19 protein-coding genes are annotated in these 19,910 nt (G+C 69.0%); 10 read left to right on the plus strand and 9 right to left on the minus strand.

What is annotated here, in order from left to right:
* The first annotated feature begins 285 nt into the window (after positions 1 to 285).
* Positions 286 to 2,379, plus strand: a complete 2,094-nt coding sequence (locus IEX72_RS14015; protein ID WP_188788421.1) for an acetate--CoA ligase family protein — start codon at positions 286 to 288, stop codon at positions 2,377 to 2,379.
* A gap of 11 nt (positions 2,380 to 2,390) precedes the next feature.
* Positions 2,391 to 3,482, plus strand: a complete 1,092-nt coding sequence (locus IEX72_RS14020; protein ID WP_188788423.1) for a phosphotransacetylase family protein — start codon at positions 2,391 to 2,393, stop codon at positions 3,480 to 3,482.
* Positions 3,483 to 3,497: 15 nt separating this feature from the next.
* On the opposite strand, the gene IEX72_RS14025 is transcribed toward IEX72_RS14020, so the two are convergent.
* A complete protein-coding gene (locus tag IEX72_RS14025; protein ID WP_188788425.1) occupies positions 3,498 to 4,607 on the minus strand; it encodes a M24 family metallopeptidase in 1,110 nt (369 codons plus the stop codon).
* Positions 4,608 to 4,993: 386 nt separating this feature from the next.
* Between IEX72_RS14025 and IEX72_RS14030 the strand changes: the two genes are divergently transcribed.
* Entirely contained in the window at positions 4,994 to 5,245 is a 252-nt protein-coding gene (locus IEX72_RS14030) for a DUF7543 family protein (protein ID WP_188788427.1), read from the plus strand.
* 113 nt (positions 5,246 to 5,358) lie between these two features.
* On the opposite strand, the gene IEX72_RS14035 is transcribed toward IEX72_RS14030, so the two are convergent.
* Positions 5,359 to 6,144, minus strand: a complete 786-nt coding sequence (locus tag IEX72_RS14035) for a CBS pair associated ParBc domain-containing protein (protein ID WP_188788429.1) — start codon at positions 6,142 to 6,144, stop codon at positions 5,359 to 5,361.
* Between the two features lie 81 nt (positions 6,145 to 6,225).
* A complete protein-coding gene (locus IEX72_RS14040; RefSeq protein WP_188788431.1) occupies positions 6,226 to 7,716 on the minus strand; it encodes a DHH family phosphoesterase in 1,491 nt (496 codons plus the stop codon).
* A gap of 97 nt (positions 7,717 to 7,813) precedes the next feature.
* Between IEX72_RS14040 and IEX72_RS14045 the strand changes: the two genes are divergently transcribed.
* A complete protein-coding gene (locus IEX72_RS14045) occupies positions 7,814 to 9,268 on the plus strand; it encodes a DHH family phosphoesterase (protein WP_188788433.1) in 1,455 nt (484 codons plus the stop codon).
* A 10-nt stretch (positions 9,269 to 9,278) separates the two neighbouring features.
* Here IEX72_RS14045 and IEX72_RS14050 read toward each other — a convergent pair whose 3' ends face one another.
* Complete coding sequence (locus IEX72_RS14050; RefSeq protein WP_188788435.1) at positions 9,279 to 9,881, minus strand: class I SAM-dependent methyltransferase; 603 nt, start codon at positions 9,879 to 9,881, stop codon at positions 9,279 to 9,281.
* A 93-nt stretch (positions 9,882 to 9,974) separates the two neighbouring features.
* On the opposite strand from IEX72_RS14050, the gene IEX72_RS14055 reads away from it, so the two are divergent.
* Entirely contained in the window at positions 9,975 to 10,460 is a 486-nt protein-coding gene (locus IEX72_RS14055) for an Lrp/AsnC family transcriptional regulator (protein ID WP_188788437.1), read from the plus strand.
* Between the two features lie 18 nt (positions 10,461 to 10,478).
* Here IEX72_RS14055 and IEX72_RS14060 read toward each other — a convergent pair whose 3' ends face one another.
* From IEX72_RS14060 to IEX72_RS14075, 4 genes are all read right to left on the minus strand, one after another.
* Positions 10,479 to 10,880, minus strand: coding sequence for a PhlB family protein (locus IEX72_RS14060; protein WP_188788439.1), 402 nt, complete (start codon positions 10,878 to 10,880; stop codon positions 10,479 to 10,481).
* Positions 10,881 to 10,949: 69 nt separating this feature from the next.
* A complete protein-coding gene (locus tag IEX72_RS14065; RefSeq protein ID WP_188788441.1) occupies positions 10,950 to 11,498 on the minus strand; it encodes an HAD family hydrolase in 549 nt (182 codons plus the stop codon).
* A gap of 90 nt (positions 11,499 to 11,588) precedes the next feature.
* Positions 11,589 to 12,794, minus strand: a complete 1,206-nt coding sequence (locus IEX72_RS14070) for an alanyl-tRNA editing protein (protein ID WP_188788443.1) — start codon at positions 12,792 to 12,794, stop codon at positions 11,589 to 11,591.
* Between the two features lie 111 nt (positions 12,795 to 12,905).
* Positions 12,906 to 13,412 (minus strand): helix-turn-helix domain-containing protein, encoded by a 507-nt coding sequence (locus IEX72_RS14075; protein ID WP_188788445.1) that lies wholly within the window; start codon positions 13,410 to 13,412, stop codon positions 12,906 to 12,908.
* 119 nt (positions 13,413 to 13,531) lie between these two features.
* Between IEX72_RS14075 and IEX72_RS14080 the strand changes: the two genes are divergently transcribed.
* The 5 genes from IEX72_RS14080 to IEX72_RS14100 all read left to right on the plus strand — a co-directional run bounded on the left by IEX72_RS14080 (position 13,532) and on the right by IEX72_RS14100 (position 17,930).
* Entirely contained in the window at positions 13,532 to 14,395 is an 864-nt protein-coding gene (locus IEX72_RS14080) for an inositol monophosphatase family protein (protein ID WP_188788447.1), read from the plus strand.
* A 54-nt stretch (positions 14,396 to 14,449) separates the two neighbouring features.
* The gene (locus IEX72_RS14085) at positions 14,450 to 15,133 is read left to right on the plus strand and encodes a YqjF family protein (RefSeq protein ID WP_188788448.1); all 684 of its coding nucleotides are present in this window, start codon (positions 14,450 to 14,452) and stop codon (positions 15,131 to 15,133) included.
* An 80-nt stretch (positions 15,134 to 15,213) separates the two neighbouring features.
* On the plus strand, positions 15,214 to 15,672 hold the full coding sequence (locus tag IEX72_RS14090) for a copper resistance protein CopD (RefSeq protein ID WP_188788450.1): 459 nt from the start codon (positions 15,214 to 15,216) through the stop codon (positions 15,670 to 15,672).
* A 7-nt stretch (positions 15,673 to 15,679) separates the two neighbouring features.
* Positions 15,680 to 16,147 (plus strand): PH domain-containing protein, encoded by a 468-nt coding sequence (locus tag IEX72_RS14095; RefSeq protein ID WP_188788452.1) that lies wholly within the window; start codon positions 15,680 to 15,682, stop codon positions 16,145 to 16,147.
* Position 16,148: 1 nt separating this feature from the next.
* Positions 16,149 to 17,930, plus strand: coding sequence for a PH domain-containing protein (locus tag IEX72_RS14100; RefSeq protein WP_188788454.1), 1,782 nt, complete (start codon positions 16,149 to 16,151; stop codon positions 17,928 to 17,930).
* Between the two features lie 187 nt (positions 17,931 to 18,117).
* Here IEX72_RS14100 and IEX72_RS14105 read toward each other — a convergent pair whose 3' ends face one another.
* Entirely contained in the window at positions 18,118 to 19,797 is a 1,680-nt protein-coding gene (locus IEX72_RS14105) for an aldehyde ferredoxin oxidoreductase family protein (protein ID WP_188788457.1), read from the minus strand.
* Positions 19,798 to 19,910 lie beyond the last annotated feature (113 nt).

The following is a 19,910-nucleotide window of genomic DNA, read 5'->3' on the forward strand; positions in this document are numbered from 1 at the left end:
TTTGTGCCGTGGAGTGTCGGATTCACGCCCGCGGTGAACGGCGGGACTCTCTCCTTGATTCAGGTAGCCGCCTCTCTCGACGGGGCGGACCTCCACGCGCCGCCGGCGTGTCGGCTCACGGATCCGACCGCGGAGGTCGACGAAGCCGCGGCCGACACCCGCCCCGCCCCGTCGTGGGCGTGGCGAGCCGCGCTATCGGCGTTTCGGAGTCGCAGTTGGTCGTTCGCCCCCGCTCCCGGTGGTTCACGCCCGGATTTAAGATCCGCGTCCGAGAACGCGTACCCGATGGGCACACTATCCGGGTTGTTCGCGCCGGACCGGGTTGCGGTCGTGGGCGCGACAGACCGCAGCGGTTCGGTCGGGCGGGCGATTATGCGGAACCTCCAGTCGGGGTTCGACGGGACGGTGCTCCCGGTGAACCCCGGCCGCGAGACGGTGTTCAGCCGGCCGGCGCTCGACAGCGTGAGCGAGACGGACGCGGATCTGGCGGTCGTGGTCGTGCCGCCGGACGCCGTGGTCCCGGTCGTCCGCGAGGCCGGCGAGGCGGGGATCCGGAGCGCGGTCGTGGTCACTGCGGGGTTCGGCGAAGCCGGCAGCGACGGGGCCGCGCGGGAGTCGGAGTTGATCGAGGTCGCCACGGAGCACGGAATCGACCTCGTGGGGCCGAACAGCCTCGGAATTATGTCGACGCCAGTCGGTATGAACGCCACGTTCGGCCCCGAGGACGCCACTCCCGGTGGGCTGTCGTTCATGAGCCAGTCCGGCGCGTTCATCACCGCGGTGTTGGACTGGGCGAACGAACAGGGCCTGGGGTTCAGAGATGTCGTCTCCTTGGGTAACAAGGCCGTCCTCGACGAGTCCGATTTCGTCGAAGCGTGGGGCGGCGACAACGGAACCGAGGTGATCCTCGGCTACCTGGAGGGAATCAGCGATGGCGAAGCGTTCATCCGGGCCGCCCGGGAGGTGACGCCGGAGACGCCGGTCGTGGTGGTGAAGTCGGGCCGCACCGACGCCGGCGCGCAGGCGGCGTCGAGTCACACAGGAACAATCGCGGGCTCCGAACAGGCCTACGAGGCGGGACTCGACCAGGCGGGTGTGATCCGCGCCGACTCGGTCCAGGAACTGTTCGACGCTGCCCGCGTCCTAGAGGGGCAACCACTCCCCGACCGCGACACAGTCGCAGTGGTCACCAACGCCGGCGGGCCGGGCGTGATGACCACCGACGCGGTCGGCGACTCCGGGCTCTCGATGGCGTCGCTGACCGACGACACGCTCGAATCCCTGTCGGCGTCGCTGCCGGCGGAGGGGAACATCTACAACCCGGTTGACGTCGTTGGCGACGCCGACAACGACCGGTTCCGGTCGGCGATCGACGTGGTACTCGGCGACGACGCAGTCGGCAGCGTCATCGTGCTCGCGTGTCCCACGGCGGTGCTTGACTACGACCAGTTGGCCCGCGATACCGTCGACCTCCAGACCGAGCACGGGAAGCCGGTCGCGGCGTGTCTGATGGGCGGCGCGCGGGTCGATCGGGCTGAAGACGCGCTGTCGGCCGCGGGGATTCCGAACTACTTCGACCCCGCCCGGGCGGTCTACGGCCTCGACACCCTCGCGGAGTATCGGTCGATTGCCGAACGCGAATACGAGGCTCCAGTCGCGTTCGACGTTGACCGCGAGCGGGCCGAGGAAATGCTCTCGTCGGCGGTCGACCGCGACAACACCCGGCTCGGCGTCGAAGCGATGGGGCTGCTCGACGCCTACGGGATCCCGACCCCCTACGGCGAGGTCGTCGACACGCCGGGGGCAGCAGCCGACGTCGCCGCCCGAATCGACGGCCATGTGGTCATGAAGGTCGTCAGCCCGGACATCCTCCACAAATCCGACGTCGGGGGCGTGGAAGTCGGCGTCGCCGACGCCGAGGTGCCCGACACCTACGCCGACCTGGTCGCCCGCGCCCGCCGGTACCAGCCGGACGCCACGATCTTGGGCGTCCAGGTGCAGGAGATGGTCGACCTTGACGACGGCGTCGAGACGATCGTCGGCATGAACCGGGACCCCCAGTTCGGGCCGCTCGTCCTCTTCGGGCTGGGCGGCATCTTCGTTGAGACTCTGGAGGACACGACCTCCCGCGTCGCGCCGGTGTCGCGGCCCGAAGCCGAGGCGATGACACGGGAGATCGACGCCGCGCCGCTGCTGCGCGGGGCTCGCGGCCGCGACCCCGTCGACGTCGACGCCACCGTCGAGACGATCCAGCGACTCTCACAGCTCGTGACCGACGTTCCCGCAATCTTGGAACTCGACATCAACCCCCTCGTTGCGACGCCCTCCGGCGTCGCCGCCGTCGACGTGCGACTGACTATCGACCCGGACCGACTCTGAGGAGTCCACAGATGCCAACACAACCCATACTCGTCGCTTCGATCGCGGACGGCACCGGAAAAACAGCAGTCACGCTCGCGTTGGGCCGGCTCGTCCGGGAGCGCGACCGACGCGTCGGCTACATGAAGCCGAAAGGCACGCGGCTCCAATCCAGCACGGGGAAAACCCTCGACCGCGACCCGATGCTCGCGCGGGACCTCCTCGAGTTGGACGGGGAGATGCACCAACTCGAACCTGTCGTCTACTCGCCGACGTTCGTTGACAGCGCGATCCGCGGCCGGGAGGATCCCGATGAACTCGGCGACCTCGTCGAATCGCAGTTCCGGGGACTCGCCACCGCCGCCGACCTGATGCTTGTCGAGGGTGGCGGCGACTGGACCACCGGCGGGATTGTCGACCTGACCGACGCGGACGTGGCCGACCGCCTCGACGCCGCGGTCCTCCTCGTGGCGCCGTATCGAACGGGTGCGGACCTCGACAACGTGCTCGCCGCGGCGGACGCCTTCGGCGACCGGCTCGCGGGTGTCCTGTTCAACGACGTGTCCGACGCCGCGTTCGACGAACTCGAAAGCGACGCGGTCCCGTTCCTGGAGCGTCGCGGCGTCCCCGTGATCGGGGTGCTCCCGCACGACCGCGAACTCGCGGGGGTGACAGTCGGCGACCTCACCGCGGAACTGGGCGCGAGTGTCCTCGTCAAGGGGGACACCGACGGCCACATCGAGCGGTTCCTGGTCGGCGCGATGGGCGGCGACGCCGCACTCCGGTACTTCCGACGGACCAAAGACGCCGCGGTGGTCACCGGTGGCGACCGCCCGGAGATCGTCACCGCCGCGCTGGAAGCTCCCGGCGTCAGCGCTGTCATCCTCACCGGGGGGCACCGCCCGCCGGCAGCCGTTCTCGGGACGGCGGAGAACCGCGGCGTGCCGGTACTGTCGGCCCCGGGCGATACGCTCTCGGTTGTCGACCGCGCGGAGTCGATCCTCGAGAGCGGCCGCGCCCGCGACGCAGGCACCGTCGACCGGATGCGCGAACTCCTCCATGACCACGCCGATGTCGACGCGATTCTGAAACCCGACGACGCGGAGCCCGACGCCGACGGGTAGACGGCCGCGCGGCCGTCAGCACTCCCACCCGCGCGGTGTGTGGTTCAGCCGCTCACACCCCGATTCGGTCACGACCACGAGGTCCTCGATCCGGACGCCGAACTCGCCATCAAGGTAGATTCCGGGCTCGACGCTGAACGCCATCCCGGGCCGGAGTTCGGTGTCGTTGCCGGCCGCGATGTTCGGGGGTTCGTGGACGTCAAGGCCAACGCCGTGGCCCGTGCGGTGCACGAACGCGTCGCCGTATCCCGCGTCCTCGATGACAGACCGCGCGGCGTCGTCGACGCTCCCCGCAGTGACGCCCGGCTCCACGGCGCCGACCGCCGCCTCCTGGGCCCGCCGCACCACGTCGTGAACCTCGCCGACCCGTTCGCGTGGGTCACCGCCGAACACAAGCGTCCGGGTCTGGTCGCCGGGGTAGCCGTCGACTCGCGCCCCGAAATCGAGTACGACCGGCTCGCCCGCGCGGATCTCCCGGTCGCCGTGGGTGTGGTGCGGCATCGCGCCGCTGGGGCCAGAGCCGACGATCGTCTCGAACGAGAGGCTCCCCCCGCCGGCGTCAGTCAGAAACGACTCGATCCGCCCGGCGAGTTCGGCCTCGGTCAGCCCGACCGCGTCAGCCCCGAGCGCGCGGACCGCATCGAGGGCGTCGTCAGCCGCTGCCGACGCCCGGCGGAGTGCGTCGATCTCCGCGTCGTCCTTCCGGAGCCGGATGTCGGCCACCACCTCGCTCGCGAGCCCGACCGTGGCGTCGGGTCGGACCGATCGGACGTCCTGGAGAACGGTTGCCCACATCGTGTCGTCGACGAGCAGGTGCGGTGCCGCCGGCACGTCGCGGTTGTCGAAGAAGCCAGACAGCGCCGCCACCGGGTCGTCACCATCATTCCAGGTCTCGACCTCCCGAACCCACGTCTCCGTCCGGAACTGCGCGGCCGACAGCGCCGGGAGAAACGCGGCCGGCTCCCCGGTTTGCGAAACCACGAACAGAAGGTGTCGGTCACGCTGTGGCTCCTCGAAACCGGTGAGGTACTGGAGCGTCCGGCCGGGGACACAGACAAGGGCGTCGGCGCCGCTGTCCCCGAGTGCGGCCTGGACCGCCTCGGTTCGTTGCTCAAACGGATTCACTGACCGGATCTACCGCGCGGATCAACAAGAACGTACGGGGCCAGGTCGGTGGATCGGATCCGGTCCCAAATAGCGGGGTCACTAGCCACCCGCGTACGCTTCCACACGACGAGTACTGGCGGCGGCCCACCGGCTGGGTTCGCGTGTCCCGCGTGTGGCGCCGAACTCCCCGGAGCGACCGTGGAGCCCAACGACCTGGACTCTCCGGTCTGCCCGGAGTGTGCGGCGCGAACGGGCCCGCTTGCGCGCGTCGGGACCGACGACCACGTGAGTGTCGCAACCCGACATATGCCGGTCGTGAGCCGGTCAGCTCGCCAGCGCCACGACGACGCGTGTCCGACAGCGTGGTCGAACCGTATACAAACCGGGCGTCCGTAGTGGAGTGTATGGAGTGGACGCGATCGCGGAAGGAAAAGGGACTCGAAGAGTGGACTCGCGAGGACGGGTACGCCACGATCCGGCGGCGACGCCGCCCGGACGGCGAGTGGGTCGTCCGGCTGGACCGACTCCACCAGGCGCCTGCAGGCCGCGACTACCGGCGTGAACGCATCGCCGACGAGACGGCGGCGCGGGAGGTGCTCGATGCCTGGATCGCCGACGGCGGGGGTGAGGATACCCAGGCAACTACCGGCGAATGAATCGGCCGCGTTGACGGCGACTCGGCCGCGTTGACGGCGACTCGGCTGCGTTGGCGAGAGGCCCTCACGCCGATTGGCCCGTGTGGTTTCGGACCAGTCCTTCGGGGTGACGCCTACTCTTGGAGCCGTTCGGTCGTCTCGATCAGCGGGTGGCGGCCGTAGTCGACGACCTCGATGTCGCCGATCGATCCCAGTCCCTCCTTTTCGGCGGTGCGCTCCATTCCGAGCGTCACCCGTTCGTCGACAACGATGGTTGAGGCGTCCATCTCCTCGACCCCGAGTTCGGTGGCCGCCATCACCCGGTGGTGGCCGTCCGCCAGAATCAGGTCACCAGCGTTGTCGATGACGACCAACGGCTCCGCCAGCCCGCGCTTGAGTTCGTACTGCCTGCCTTCGAGTTCGTCGGCGTACACTCGCGCTTGTGTGGGTGTCAGCCGAACCAGCTCCACGGTCCGGTGTTCCTGGTGGAGCGGTACGTCGTGGATCTGTTCGAGGGTTCGCATCAGCTTCCCGACCTTCTCGGGGGTCGCACGCTCGATCTGTGACCGAACCACGTCGGTGTTGGAGATGATGCCGACCAGATTGTCGGCGTCGTCAACCACCGGGAGCTTCTGGATGCCCGACCGGAGGATCACGCGGGCGGCGTCGATCACGTCCATCTCCGGGTGCCCCACGATGATGTCCTCGGCCATCACAGTAAAGATCGGATCGTTGTCACCGGTCAACAGGAGGTCACTGGCGGTCACGAACCCCTGAACCTTCCGGCCTTCCGAGACGGGAAAGCCGTTGTGACCCTCGCTCTCTTTGATCCGGCGCGCCACGTCGGCGACGGTATCGGTGGGTGAGACTGTCTGGACCTCCCGAGTCATGTACTCCGAGACCTGCGGCCTGCCGGTCATTGACGGCGGTACGCGACCGCGGCGCAAAAACGTGCGCCCTGCGCCGACGCGACACCGGGGGACAGACGCGGCTCAACCCCCTCACCGGGTCCGTCCCGGCTCGGGGTCTCGGTCCCACCGGTCGAATGGGAACTCGAAGACCCACTCCGAGCCGTCTCCGGGGTTGAGCAGCGTTGTCGCGTCTTTGAGCGTCTCGAAGAACCGGCCGGCGATAACCTCGCTGACGACCGTGGTCAACTCGGCTTCGGAGCCTTCGTCCGTGTCGTCGAGAATACCTAGCGGAACCTGTGCGCCCGCCATGTCCGCGTGGCCGCCGGCGCTACCGATGCTGTCGAGGGCGTCTCGAAGCGTCTCGCCGAGGTCGATGTCCGTCCCGCGGGTGCGGCCGGAGACGTAGATGGTTCCGTTGGTGAACCCGTAGACGACGGCGATCCGGATCCCGTCCATGCACACCAACCGGTCGGCAGCCTGTGCGAGGGCGTCGCGGTCGCGGATCGAACCGACGTTTGACGCCAAAGCGTCACCGCGGACGTCGCGGTCACGGATCGCGCGCGACAGCGTCTCCACCACTTCGGGCGTTATGCTCGGCGACTCGATGCGTTCCAGCAGATCGAGATCGGCCTGCGACACCAACCAGGCGGCGGCCTCGAAGTCGGCGACCGAGACCTCGCGGGCGAAGTCGTCGGTGTCGACCCGGATCCCGAACAATAGCGCGGTCGCGAGCGACTCTCCAGGGGTGACGTCCGCCCGAGAGAGGTAATCCGAGACCAACGTACTCGTCGCGCCGATGTCGTGGCGGAGGTCGACGAAGCGTGCCTCCACCGGAGCCCGCGGCGGGTGGTGGTCGACGACGATGTCGACCGGCGTATCCTCCGAAAGACCGTCGTTGACGCCCGAACGGGAGTGATCCACCAATGCGACGCCGTCGTACTCGTTGAGCGACCCGTCGTCGAGTTCGACGAGGTCGAGATCCAGCAGGTTCACCATCGCGCGGTTCTCTTGGTGGGAGATCGTGCCGAAGTAACACGCGTCGGCGTCGAGACCGACGCACTCGGCGACCCGAGCCACCCCGAGCGCGCTGGCGATCGCGTCGGGGTCGGGGTTGTCGTGCATGACGACCGCGAGCCGGCCGTCGATCCGGCGGAGCGTGGCGTAGAGCCGGTGGAGCCGTTCGGCGCCCGCACCGGCGGTGAGATCCTCGAGGTGGTTGGTGAGCACCCGGTCGGCGTCGATCACCCGGTCTGCGACCGCGTCGATCCGCTCCCGAACCGTCGGGTCGGCGTCGAGGCCGACATACACCACGAGGTGCGCGTCGGGGAAGGCCTCGCGTGCGGTCGTGGCGGACGCGGCGTTTGTCCCACCGTCGGCGCCCGCGACGAGGACGAGGTCCGCCCGGGCGGGGTACGACGAGAAGTCGTCGGGTCGGCTGCGTTCGTGTGTCACCGTCGACCCGTCGGCGTCGGGCGGGAGCGGCTCCGACGAAACGACCGTCAGGCTGCCGGGACGGGTCGAGAGACGCTCGACGGCGGGGTAAAGTGGCGCACAGACCCCGAGGACCAGCCGGCGTTGCATACCCGGTCATCCGGCCGCAACCCGAAAAACTCTGGCGTCACGCCGGCGGGACCGAACGAGTGCTGTTAAGTGTGGTCCGGCCTGAAGTGGGGCCAGTATGAGTGCCGGGGCCACGTCTTCGATGTCTACCTACGCCATCCTGGGGTGCGGGAGCGTCGGCTACGCTGTGGCAGAGGACCTCGCCGCCGACAGCAAAGACGTCCTCATCCTCGACAAGGACGAGAGCCGAGTTGAATCCCTGCGCGATCAGGATCTGAACGCCCAGCGGACCGATATCTCCGAGCCCGATGTCGTCGACGCGGTCGGGGACAGGGATGTCGTCCTGATTCTCGCGTCTGATGTCGACGCCAACAAGGCCGCTGTCTCCGCGCTCAGAGAACGGGGGAGCGACCAGTTCCTCGTTGCGCGCGCGTCCGACCCGGTCACCGAGGACGAGCTCGCGGAGCTGGGTGCCGACGTCGTGATCAACCCCTCGGAGGTCATCGCCGACTCAGCCCTGCGCTCGCTGGAGTCGGGCGAGCTCGAGTACAACGCGAAACAGCTCGCAGAGGTGCTCAAAAGCGCCACCGACGGCCTGGCGGTGCTCACCCACGACAACCCCGACCCTGACTCGATCGCGTCGGCGGTCGCGCTGCAGGCGATCGCACGGGAACACGGCGTTGACGCCGTGATCAGCTACGAGGGCGAGATCGGCCACCAGGAGGACCGCGCGTTCGTCAACCTGCTCGGGATCGAACTGGTTCCGCTTGAGGACAGCAAACCCCTCTCGGAGTACGGGGCCGTGGCGATGGTCGACCACGGGAAATCCAGCGACGCGGAGTTCGACCCCGAGGTCGACGTCGACATCTTCATCGACCGCTACGAGCCCGAGACCGAGGTCGGGGCGGCGTTTACTGACATCCGGACCAACGTTTCATCGACGTCGACGATCCTCACCAAGTATCTCCAGGAGTTCGGGGTCTCGCCAACCGAGGCGGTCGCGACCGCGCTGCTGTACGGAATCCGGTCGGAGACTCTTGATTTCAAACGCGAGACCACGCCGGCGGACCTCACTGCCGCGGCGTATCTCCACCCGTTCGTCAATCACAACACCCTCGAACAGGTGGAGTCGCCGTCGATGTCGCCCGAGACCCTGGACGTGCTGGCGGAAGCCATCCACAACCGCGAGGTCCAGGGGAGCCACCTGGTGTCGAACGCGGGGTTCATCCGCGACCGCGACGCTCTCGGCCAGGCAGCCCAACACTTGTTGAAGCTCGAAGGCATCACCACGACGGCGGTGTTCGGCATCAGCGACGACCGGATCTTCCTGTCGGCGCGCTCGAAAGACATCCGAATAAACATCGGGAACATCCTCCAGGACGCCTTTTCGGGGATCGGCGACACTGGTGGCCACTCCACGCAGGGCGACGTGGAGATTCCGCTCGGGATCTTCACCGGAATCGAAACCAGCGACGACAACCGGGACACCCTGCTCCAACTGACCGAGGAGGCCGTCCGCAAGAAGCTGTTCCAGGCCATGGGTGTCGACAGCGATGCCGCCAACGGTGGGTAACCCGCCGGAGCTACCCGTCGGACGCCGTCGCGAACGCGAACTCCGCGGCACTCCCGAGTGGGTCGCTCACCGTCTCGGTGCGGATGTCGGTGAACCCCGCGTCCCGAAGTTGTGCGAGCGTCGCGTCCCGGCCCGGCGCCGAGAACAGCATACGACCGCCCATCCACCCATCGCGTACCGTCTCGAACCGCCCGCTGGGGAGCGTCATCAGGAGCCGCCCGCCCGGTCGCAACACCCGTGCGAACTCCCGGTACACGTCGGGGTGGGCCGCCCGCGGGACGTGAAACACCGCGTGGTACGCCGTGACCGCGTCTACGCTGTCGGCGCGGAGCGGCACATCCCGCATTGCAGCCTGTACCAGACGCGCCTCCGGAACCTCCTCGGCGGCGAGTTCCACCCCCCGCCGGGAGATGTCGAGTCCGACACTCCCGTCGGGCAGGTTCGCGAGCGTCCGGGCGCCGTCACCGCACCCAACGTCGAGTACGGTCGGGGCAGGGCCGAGTTCATCTCGGAGTGTCGACAGCAGGTCGGCGTCGGAGCCGGTCGGGTCGCGGTGGCTGGCGTAGGCGTCTGCGACCGCGTCCCACGCCTGCCGAACATCGGTTCGGTCCATCAGTACGTGTTGGGAAGGCGGCGAGGGTCTTAGCGGCGTCGCCACCCATGTCGTAATATACATGCCCACCGGTCCAAAGAGTATCACCAGACAATGGACGAACGCGACATCCGTCTCCTGAAGGCTATCTCGGACCTCGGTACCGGCAGCCCCGAACGCCTCAACGAGGAGACCGACATCCCGGTGTCGACGATCCACTACCGGCTTAACAACCTCCAAGAGTCGGGGATCATCCAGAACGACCTCTACGACCTTGATCTCGAAGAGGTCGGCCTCGACGTGACGGTACTGGTGCAGCTCTCGACCGATTACCACGGCACCCACCACGACTTCGAGGAGACGATCCTGGAGGTCGAAGGCGTCTCACAGGCGTACTTCACGATGGGCCAGACCGACTTCGTAGTGATCGCACACCTCCCCGACCGGGAACTGGTCGAGCGGCTGATCACCGACCTCGAGCGCATCGACGAGGTCCGGAGCACAAACTCCACGTTCGTGGTGTCGACGCTCCGCCACAGCACCCGCGCCTTCGAGAGCTACGAGTTGGAGACGTTGCTGTCGGAGTTCACCGCGGAGTGACCGGCCCGCCGGCGACCACTACAGTCCGAACCCACCCGGGCCCTCCGGGCCGCGTGGCCCGTGTGGCTCCGCCGCCGCGATCTCGACGTGCGACGGATCGGGCTCCGGTTCGACTTCTTCTCCCTCGACGAAGCGGACGAACGACAGGTAGAACTCGCGCCCACACGGGCTCTCTATGCCCGGTTCTGCCACGTCGTCGGCGGTCATTCGGTCGCCGGTCCACCGGAGGCCGTCGACCGCGGCACCGTCGCCACAGACCAGCCGAACCCCGTCGGCGACGTCGTACGCTTCGTCGGGGTCGCGGTACTCCCACCCGACGAGCGGGTACGGCGTGACCGACTTGTCGGAGAGATATCCCTCGCGGTCGAGTTCCACGACGGCACCGCAGTGAGGACAGTAGTACCGGACTGGGTGACTCATTGGCCAGAAGTTGGCGCTGAACGGATTTAACACCCGTGCTGTCCCGACTCGGCGAACTGACCCACTCGGTCACGCCTCGTCGACGTACCGAAACGCGACGCCGGCCCGGTCGGCGGTCTCGGAATCGCGGGGTGAGTCGCCGACAAAAACCGCGTCGGCGGGTTCGGCGTTCAGTCGACGCAGCGCGTCGAGCAGGGGTTCGGGGTCGGGCTTGCGGGTCGCAACGGTGTCGCGGCCGACGACAGCGTCGATGTGCGGTGTGAGTTCGTGCGTCTCAAGCGCGACCCGGCAGGCCGACTCACAGTTCAGCGAGCAGACCGCCTCGGTGTCGGCCCGGCCGACGGCGTCGGCGGACGGCAGCCGATCGGACTCCCGCGCCCCGCTCTGTTCGTGATCCGCGATGACGGTCTCAATCTCTCCGCGGAGGTCCGAGCGGTCAGCGAGATCCAGCATCTCCCAGAGGTTCTTGCCCGCGGCGTCAACCCCCGCCGACTCGAAGACCGCAGCCGCGTCGTCGGCGACGCGATCCCAGCTCACCTGTAGGCGCACGAGCGTTCCGTCAAGGTCCCACACGACCGCGTCGAACGCGTCGAGGTCGGAGGTCGAACCGTTCGTCATTACCGTGTCAACGACGCCGACCCGAAAAGAGGCTTCGGGCGGGGGCCACTGCCGCCGAACCGCACGCGACCCCGCAGTGTGTATCTGAGGTCACTCCTCGGGGCCCCACTCCCGAAGCGCCGCCACGACCGCCTCGGGGTCGGCGTCGAGGCCGCCGCCCTGCGCGAACGGCTGGCCGCCGCCCCCACCGCCGCCGAACCGGTCGGTGACCGCGTCGATGACATCGCCCGCGTTCACGCCGCTTTCTGGGCCTGCAGCGACAACAACGTACGGGCGCTCGCCGTCGCCGACAGCCCCGACGACCTCCCGGCTGCCGACCGCGTTCTTCGCGGCCTCGCCCGCGTCGTTCGGCCCGACACCGTTGAGGACACCGACCCGCCACCCGGTGCCGGCCGTCTCGGCCGACTCGAACCGCTCCAAGGCGTCGGTAACGGCCGCCTGTTCGAGGTCGCGAACCCGGTCCCGGAGCTCGTCGCGCTCCGCGCGGATCGATGTCGCCACCTCGGCGAGGTCCGCGACGTTCGTGCCGAGCGCGACCGTCGCCTCCCTGAGCGCGCGGTGGTGGGTCGCCCGGCGGTCGATCCCGTCGGGGCCGACCGCGAACTCAACGCGGGTGAGCCCCTCCCCGGGGTTCGACCGGTCGAGCAGGGTCACCGGCCCAATCTCTCGGGTGTTCGAGGCGTGTGTTCCACCGCAGGCCGCCACGTCCCACCCGTCGACCTCCACCACTCTGACCGTGTCGGCGCCGTCCATCACACCCTCTTCGGTCTTGGTGTTGAACGCGACCTCCTCCCGGTCTGTCGCCGCCGCGGTGGGGACCTGCTCCCAGGACACGTCGCGGGACTCCCACACCGCGCGGTTGGCGAGGCGCTCGAGTTCCACGAGCACCTCGTCGTCGATGTCCGTCGGGGTCGTGAAGTCGACCCGGACCTTCGATTCTGAAATATTGAACCCGCCGTAGCCGAGGTCGTCGAGCAGCCGCCGCCCCGCGCCGTAGAGCACGTGACTCGCGGTGTGGGCCCGCATACAGTACGTCCGGAAGTCGTCGTCGACGACGCCGGTCACCGTCTCGCCGACCTCGAACGACGGGGGTTCAGCGAGGGTGTGGCGGACCGCGCCGTTGACCGTCTGGACGTCGACCACCCGGACGTCGTCGATGGCTCCCCTGTCCGCGGGCTGGCCGCCGCTCTCGGCGTAGAAGTACGTCTCCGAAAGCGTCACCGCTCGGTCGTCGACGCCGACGACCGCCGCGGTGAACTCCCGAACCTCCGGTTCCGACGGAGCTCGCGTGTGCATACGATCGGGTGAGACGTGGGTCCCGAAAAGCGGTTCCGGTTCCGGGCCGACCCTGTCGCGCGCCGCCGCCGGACGTGTTCTGTACCTGCCACCCGCACCGACGCACCCTCCTCACTCGTCGGCCAGGTCGACACCGAGTCGCTCCTCGAGCGCCCGGACGAGTGAACCGCCCACGCCGGCCCGCGTCGCCCGCCCCTGTTCGACGGCGTCGATGTCGGACTCCTCGACGTCGAGTTCGGCGGCCAACTCCTCGACCGTCAGCCCCGCGTCCCGCCGTGCGGCTTCAGCCACCTCGCCGTAGTCGGCAACGAGGTACGGTAACTGGTCGTCCTCGTACTCCGTCCCGGACTCCCAGTGGGTGGCGTCACCTCTGGTCTGGTCGTACAGCCGCGCCTGTCGCTGGGCGGCGCGCTTCTCCCGTGAGGGGGTGTCGTCGCCACCCCCCGACAGCTCGCTGCTGGGCGTCTTCCGGTCGTCGTGGGGTGTACACTCGGCGCACACGAACAGGTCGGCACCGGCGACGTTCGCCCGGGTGAGATCGCCGGTCGACCGGCCGCAGAGCTCGCAGCTGTCGCCGTCGCCACCGCCTCCGCCGCCCCCGGTGGAGTATTTCGGCATACTCGAACCTACCGACCCCACAGTGTAAAGCGTACCGTCACTCGGGAGTTAGTGTCACTGAACGACGTACCCACACCGGGAACCGAACGCTCTTATTTCGGTCGGCCGGTTGGGTAGGTATGACCGACGGAACACTATCGCGGGCGCGGCTCGCGGCGGTCGCAGAGCGGGCGGTCCGCGCCGGCGGCGACTACCTCGCCGACGCGTTCCGCGATGGACCCATCGACGCCGACTACGGAACCGACGACGTGAAGGCCGCTGCCGACCGCGCGGCGGAGGAACGCGTGCTCGATGTCATCCGCGAGGCGTACCCCGACCACGCCATCCACGCCGAGGAGTCGGGAGCGGCGGGCGATCACCGGTACGAGTGGATTATCGACCCGCTCGACGGTACGAACAACTTCGCTGCGGGGCTCCCGTCGTTCGCGACGGCGGCGTGTGTCCGCTGCAACGGCCGAACCGAAGTGGCGGCGGTCTACGAGCCGCTGCCCGACGACCTGTATCTGGCCCGCCGCGGCGCGGGTGCGACCGTCGACGGGGAGCCGATCACGCCCGGGACCGAGGTGTCGCTGTCGGCGGGGACGGTGTCGTTCGTGGTCGGACTCCCCGCCCTCCGCGACGTCGGGCTCCGGGCGACCGCCGACCGGATCGAGTCCGCGGTCGGCGCCGAGTCCAAGCGGGTGATCAACACCTGGTCGCCGTGCGTCGACTGGGGGCTGTTGGCTCGGGGTGGGGTCGAGGGACTCGTGGCCTACTACCCCGACGTCTACGAGCAGTACGCGGGGGAACTCCTCGCGGCGGCGGCCGGCGTTCAGTGTCGGGTGCTTGACCCCGACACCGGGGCGCCGGTCGACCCCGACGCCGACGCGTCGGCTCCGACCGGAGTCGGGAACCTCTACGTCGGCGCGGCGACCCCGGAGACGCTCGACCGGCTGGTAGACACCACGGTTGCGGCGTTGTCTGCCTCCGGGAGCACCCTGTAGCCCCGCCGGCCGCCCAGGGGGAACCCGAAAGTGTCTGCAGCCCCTCCGTCGCGTATGGACCTGCTCCGGATGCGGTGGCGCGACGTGGTGTTCGCCCACTGGCGTGTGGACCCCGAGACGGTCGCCGCACGCCTGCCCGACGGGCTACATGTCGCGACCCACGACGGGGACGCGTGGCTCGGCGTCGTCGGGTTCGTTATGTCAGACATCCGACCCCGCGGGGTCCCGGCCGGCCGGTCGTTCCCGGAGCTCAACCTCCGGACGTACGTCACTGGCCCGGACGGGGACCGCGGCGTCTACTTCTACAGCCTCGACGCCGCCGACCGGCTTGGTGTCTCGGTGGCGCGTGGGGGGTTCCAGCTCCCCTACTACCGCGCGGAGATGCGGCACACCCGCGAGGACGACGGGGCGATGACGCTCCGGAGCCGCCGGACGCACGACGACGCGGCCCCGGCGCGGTTCGACGCGACCTACCGGCAGGTCGGTGAGACGTGGACCCCGGAACCGGGGTCGCTTGCGGCGTTTCTCACTGAGAACTACCGGTTCTACACCGAGGGCGGCGGGTTGTACGCCGGCGATATCTCCCACCCGCGGTGGTCGCTCGCCGACGCGACCGCGACGATCCGCTCGAACACGCTGTGTTCGGCCAACGGGTTCGAGCGCCCACCGTCTGAGCCCATCGTCCACTACTCCCCGGGGATCGACGTGACCGCGGGCGGCCTGGGTCGGGTCGGGTAGCGCGGTGTGGGGCGTCGATCGCCGTCCCGGCTCGGACGGAACCGCCGGGTTTCAAGCGGCGCCGGGAGCTAAAACCACCTATGGTACTCGACACCGTTATGACGACTCTCCACGTCCTGGTGGGCGCGCTGTGGGTCGGCAGCGTGGTCTTCGTCGCCGGCGTGGTTCTCCCGGCTGCGACCGGCGGCGCGCTCGACGCCGCGCCCCTGGAAACGATCGCCGACCGGCTGGTCTATTTCTCCCGCGGCGCGTCGGTGGTGATGCTGCTCACCGGCGGGCACCTCGCCGGCACGGGGTATACGGTCGCGTCACTCACTGGGAGCGCACGCGGCCACCTGGTGCTCGCGATGCTCGGGCTGTGGTTCGTCTTCACCGCCCTTGTCGAGATCGGCCGGGGGCGGCTCGTCGACGGCCTCCGAGAGAAACGGGTTCGCGCCCCCGCCTCGGCGGCGACCGGCGTCTTCCGCGCCGCTGCCGGTGTCGGCGCCCTCCTGTTGGTCGATGCGGGGCTGCTCTCCTCGGGGATCGTGCTCTACTGACCACACGATGCACAGACTCCACCCCCGCGTTCGGCTGCTGTGGATGGGACGGGCCATGCTCACGGCCGCGATCCTCGCTGGCGTCGCCGTCGGCATCCAGCGGTTCATCGCGCCGCCGTGGGTGCCCGAGTGGGCACCTGTGGCGGTTTTCGTCGGGTTTGCGGGACTCGGCGTCGTGCTCGCGGTGCTCCGGTACCGGGTGTGGCGGTTCGAGGTATACGACGACTCGCTGTACCTCGAACGCGGGGTGCTCACCCGGGTCCGGACGGTGGTGCCGTTCGTCCGGATCCAGCACGTCGACACCTCGCGGTCGCCGATCGAACGCCTGGTCGGACTCGCGAGCACGGTGGTCTACACCGCCGGCTCCCGCGGCGCCGACGTGTCGGTTCCGGGGTTGGAGGCGGGTGACGCCGACGACCTCCGAGAGCGGCTGAAGCGGCTGGCGATCCGCTCGGAGAGCGAGGACGCCGTCTGAGATGCCCCGGAGCCTGTCGCCGCTGTCGGTGCCGTACCGCGTGCTCCAGCGCGGTGGTGGGATCGCGGTGGCGGTCGTGTTCGCCATGAGCGGCGGGTTCGACCTTCCGGGCGTCGGCCCCGCGGGGCCGCTGCTCCTGTTCGCGATTGCAGGCGTCGCCGCACTCGGGCTGATCGGCTACGAAACGGCGTACGTCCGTCGGTTCGCCTACGAACTCGGCGACGACACCCTCGACATCGACTCCGGTGTGGTCTCCCGGCGCAGCCGCGAGATCCCGATCCGGCGGATCCAGAACGTCGACATCTCGCGGAACGTGCTCCAGCGCCTCTTCGGGATCGCGGTCGTCTCCTTCGAGACCGCCGGCGGCGGCGACACCGAGGCGCGGCTCCGGTTCGTCTCTTTCGAGGAGGCCAAACGCCTCCAGGCCGCGCTCGGCCGGCTGAAGCGGGCGAATACGGAGTCCGACGACGGCGAGCGCGACACCGACGACGCGAGCGACACCGACGACGCGAGCGACACCGCCGGCGACACGGATCCGGGCGCAACGCCGGCAGCACGCCCCGCAGGATCGACCGGTGGCGGGTTCGACACCCCGCCGGTCACCGAACTGTTCGCGCTCGACCGGACCGAACTCGCCCTCGTGGGCGCGCTCTCGATCGATTTCCGGGTGCCGGGGGTCCTGTTTCTGCTCGTGTCGACGGTGGGATCGACGGTCGTGCCGGCGTACCTATTGGCCACCTCCGGGGTCGCGCTCGCGGTCGGCGCCGCCGTCGTCCTGGTCGGCGTCGCGCTGCTCTCGTGGGTCGTCGGCGCCGCGGCGGCTATCGCCCAGTATTACGACTTCCGGCTGGTCCGGTCGGGCGACGAACTCCAGTACGAACGCGGGTTGCTCCAGCGGTACGACGGGTCGATCCCGTTCGACAAGATCCAGACGCTGACCGTGTCGGACAACCCGCTGAAGCGGTATTTCGACTACGCGACGCTGTACATCGAGACTGCGGGCTACGCCCCCGGTGGGGGCGGGGGGTCGCGGGGCTCTGAGGCCGCAGTCCCGCTCGCGGAGCGCGACCACGTGCTGGATCTGATTGAGGAACTCGAGCCTGTCGGCGACGTTGAGTTCGAGCGGCCGCCGAAGCGCGCCCGCCGCCGGTATCTGGTGCGGTATCTGCTCGTCGTCGGCGTGCTCACCGGCGCCGCGTACGCCGCTGACGCCGCGGTCTCGCTCCCGTTTCCGCCGTGGTTGCCCGCGTTTCTGGCGCCGCTCGCGGTCTGGTTCGCCCACGCGACCTGGAAACACCGAGGCCACTGGCTCGGCGACCACCACGTCGTCACCCGGAACGGGGTGTTGCGGCGGCGGACCAAGGTCGTGCCCTACTACCGGATCCAGACGGTGATCGACGCCCGGACGGTGTTCCAGCGCCGGCTCGGGCTCGCGACGGTCACCGTCGACACCGCGGGGTCGCTGTCGCTGGGCGGGCAGGACGCCGCCGCGGTCGACATCTCCGGTCCGCGCGCCGACGGCCTCCGCGACGAACTCGAAGCGCGGCTGGACCGCGCGGTCGACGCCTACCGCGCCGGGCGCGCCGGCATCGGGGTCGACGACGACTACGACGCCGACGCGGCTGACGCGACCGACGCGGCTGACGCGACCGACGCGGCTGACGCGACCGACGCGGTTGACGCGACCGACGCGACCAGCGCCGAGCCGGAGTCGCCAGCGCACGGCCCGGACGACCCCGGTGGCGACGACCCGCCGGACGACCCGAGCGACGTGACCGGGTAGGTGCGGAGTGAGCGGCAGCTGTCGCGTTTTGTTCGGCGAATGCCGGCCGAGAAAACCGCCCGTGAGCGGGCACGGAAGGAGCCCCGGGCTTCCAAGCCGGTCTCTCTGCTGTTCCCACCGGTGTTGTTCTTCACTACACGGTAGCTGTTCGCGACGACATCGGCGGGACTGGAACGGTCGGGGACGATCAGTCCGCGGCCGCGCTTGACCCGCCGCCGACGCTCGGCACCACGCCGTCGTCGGTCCACCCGCGGGTATCGTAGTAGGTGTCAAGGGCCGTCTCCAGCCCGTCAATCTCGTACGGGAGTCGGTCGTCCGCGCGGGAGAACCCGCGCTGATTGTTGAAATGTCGCTCCAGTTCGACGACTCGCCCGCCGACATTGAGCAGCGACTCGTAGTCGGCCTCGAACAGCTCCTCGAACCGGTCGGGGGTCATGAAGTCCCGCGAGAACCGACAGACGACGCCGCAGTCCTCGACGGCGCGGAGGTTCTCCAACTCCACGAGCTTCTCGGCTTTCTCGTCGCTGAGGCCGTCGGGGTCGAACGCTTGGTCTTGGGTCACCAGCGGGTACTCGTAGGCGTAGAAGGTGGCGTACATGTGGTCGGCGCCGCGGTTCGCGGTCGCAAAGGACAGCCCCTGCCCGTTGAGCGCACGGCCGTCGTGGGCGGGGAACTCCATACCCTTGACCGTCCAGTTGTCGATGCCCAACTCCTCGTGGGCGCGGTCGATCCCCTCCGCGAGCGTGTCGCCGACGCCCTCGCGGAAGGCGATCTCCTCGACGGTCTCCCGGACGAGGTCGGCGTCGCCGAAGGCGTCCTCGCTGTCGAGGTAGCCCGCGACGACGTCGCCACACGAGATCACGTCCAACCCGAACCGGTCACACAACTTGTTCGCCCGCATCACGTCGACGATGTCGTCGATCCCGCAGTTGCTGCCGAACGACATCACCGTCTCGAACTCGGGGCCCTCGGTCTCGACGCCCGTGGCGTCGTCACGGGTGGGGAGTTTGCACGCGAACGCACACTGCGAGCAGGTCCCTTTCTTGTACTTCTTCTCCTCGACGCGGTCGCCGTTGATCCCCTCGGCACCCGCGAACGACTGCTCGGCGAAGTAGTACGCGGGCAGCGCGTCGCTCTCGTTCGCGAGGTCCGTCACTGAAGTCGTCCCCTGCTGCTTCATGATGTTGTCGGCGGTCGCTGCCTCTCGGTGGACGTCCATACTCACCGACGGGATCTCGACTGGGGGGTCGGCGTCGCCGTCGAACGTCAGGAGCTTGACGTTCTTCGCGCCCAGCACGGCGCCGAGGCCGCCGCGGCCGAACGCCCGCGACTCGGAGGTCATGATCGATGCGAACCGGACCCCGTTCTCGCCTGCGGGCCCGATACACGCCGTGTGCTCGGCAGGGAGACCGTGCTCCTCGTCTGCGTACGCCACGACCGCCGGCACCTCCGCGCCCGCCAGTTCGGGCACTTCCTCGAAGGTGACGCCATCCTCGCGGACGTGGACCGCCACCAGTTCGTCGCTCCCGCCGGTGACCTCCACGACGGCGTTGCCGGCGCCGACGAAGTTCCGGGAGAGGAACCCGCCGGCGTTCGAGGAGAACAGGCCGTCGGTCAGCGGCGAGACGCCCGTGCAGCTCATGCGCCCGGTGAACGACATCTGCGAGGCTTGCATGGGGCCGGTCGCGAGAAACAGGCTGTTCTCCGGGCCGAACGGATCGGCGTCGAACGGGATCCGATCGTGAGCCAAGGCTGTCGCAACGCCACGGCCGCCGACGAAGTCGGCAAGGACGTCGTCGACCGACTCGGTGGTGGTCTCCCGGGCACCGACGTCAATAGACAGCAGCGGTCCCTGTGTGTGCAGCATACGGGGTTTCGGTCCGCCGCGGGTATTAATCATGGCATGGCTGTGCCGGGTGCGGCGCAGGCCGTCCGAACGCGGCCGTGTCCGGCCCACCCTCCGCGAAACAGCCGACAACA

This window comes from Halobellus salinus, assembly GCF_014646875.1.
Classification (GTDB): domain Archaea; phylum Halobacteriota; class Halobacteria; order Halobacteriales; family Haloferacaceae; genus Haloquadratum; species Haloquadratum salinum.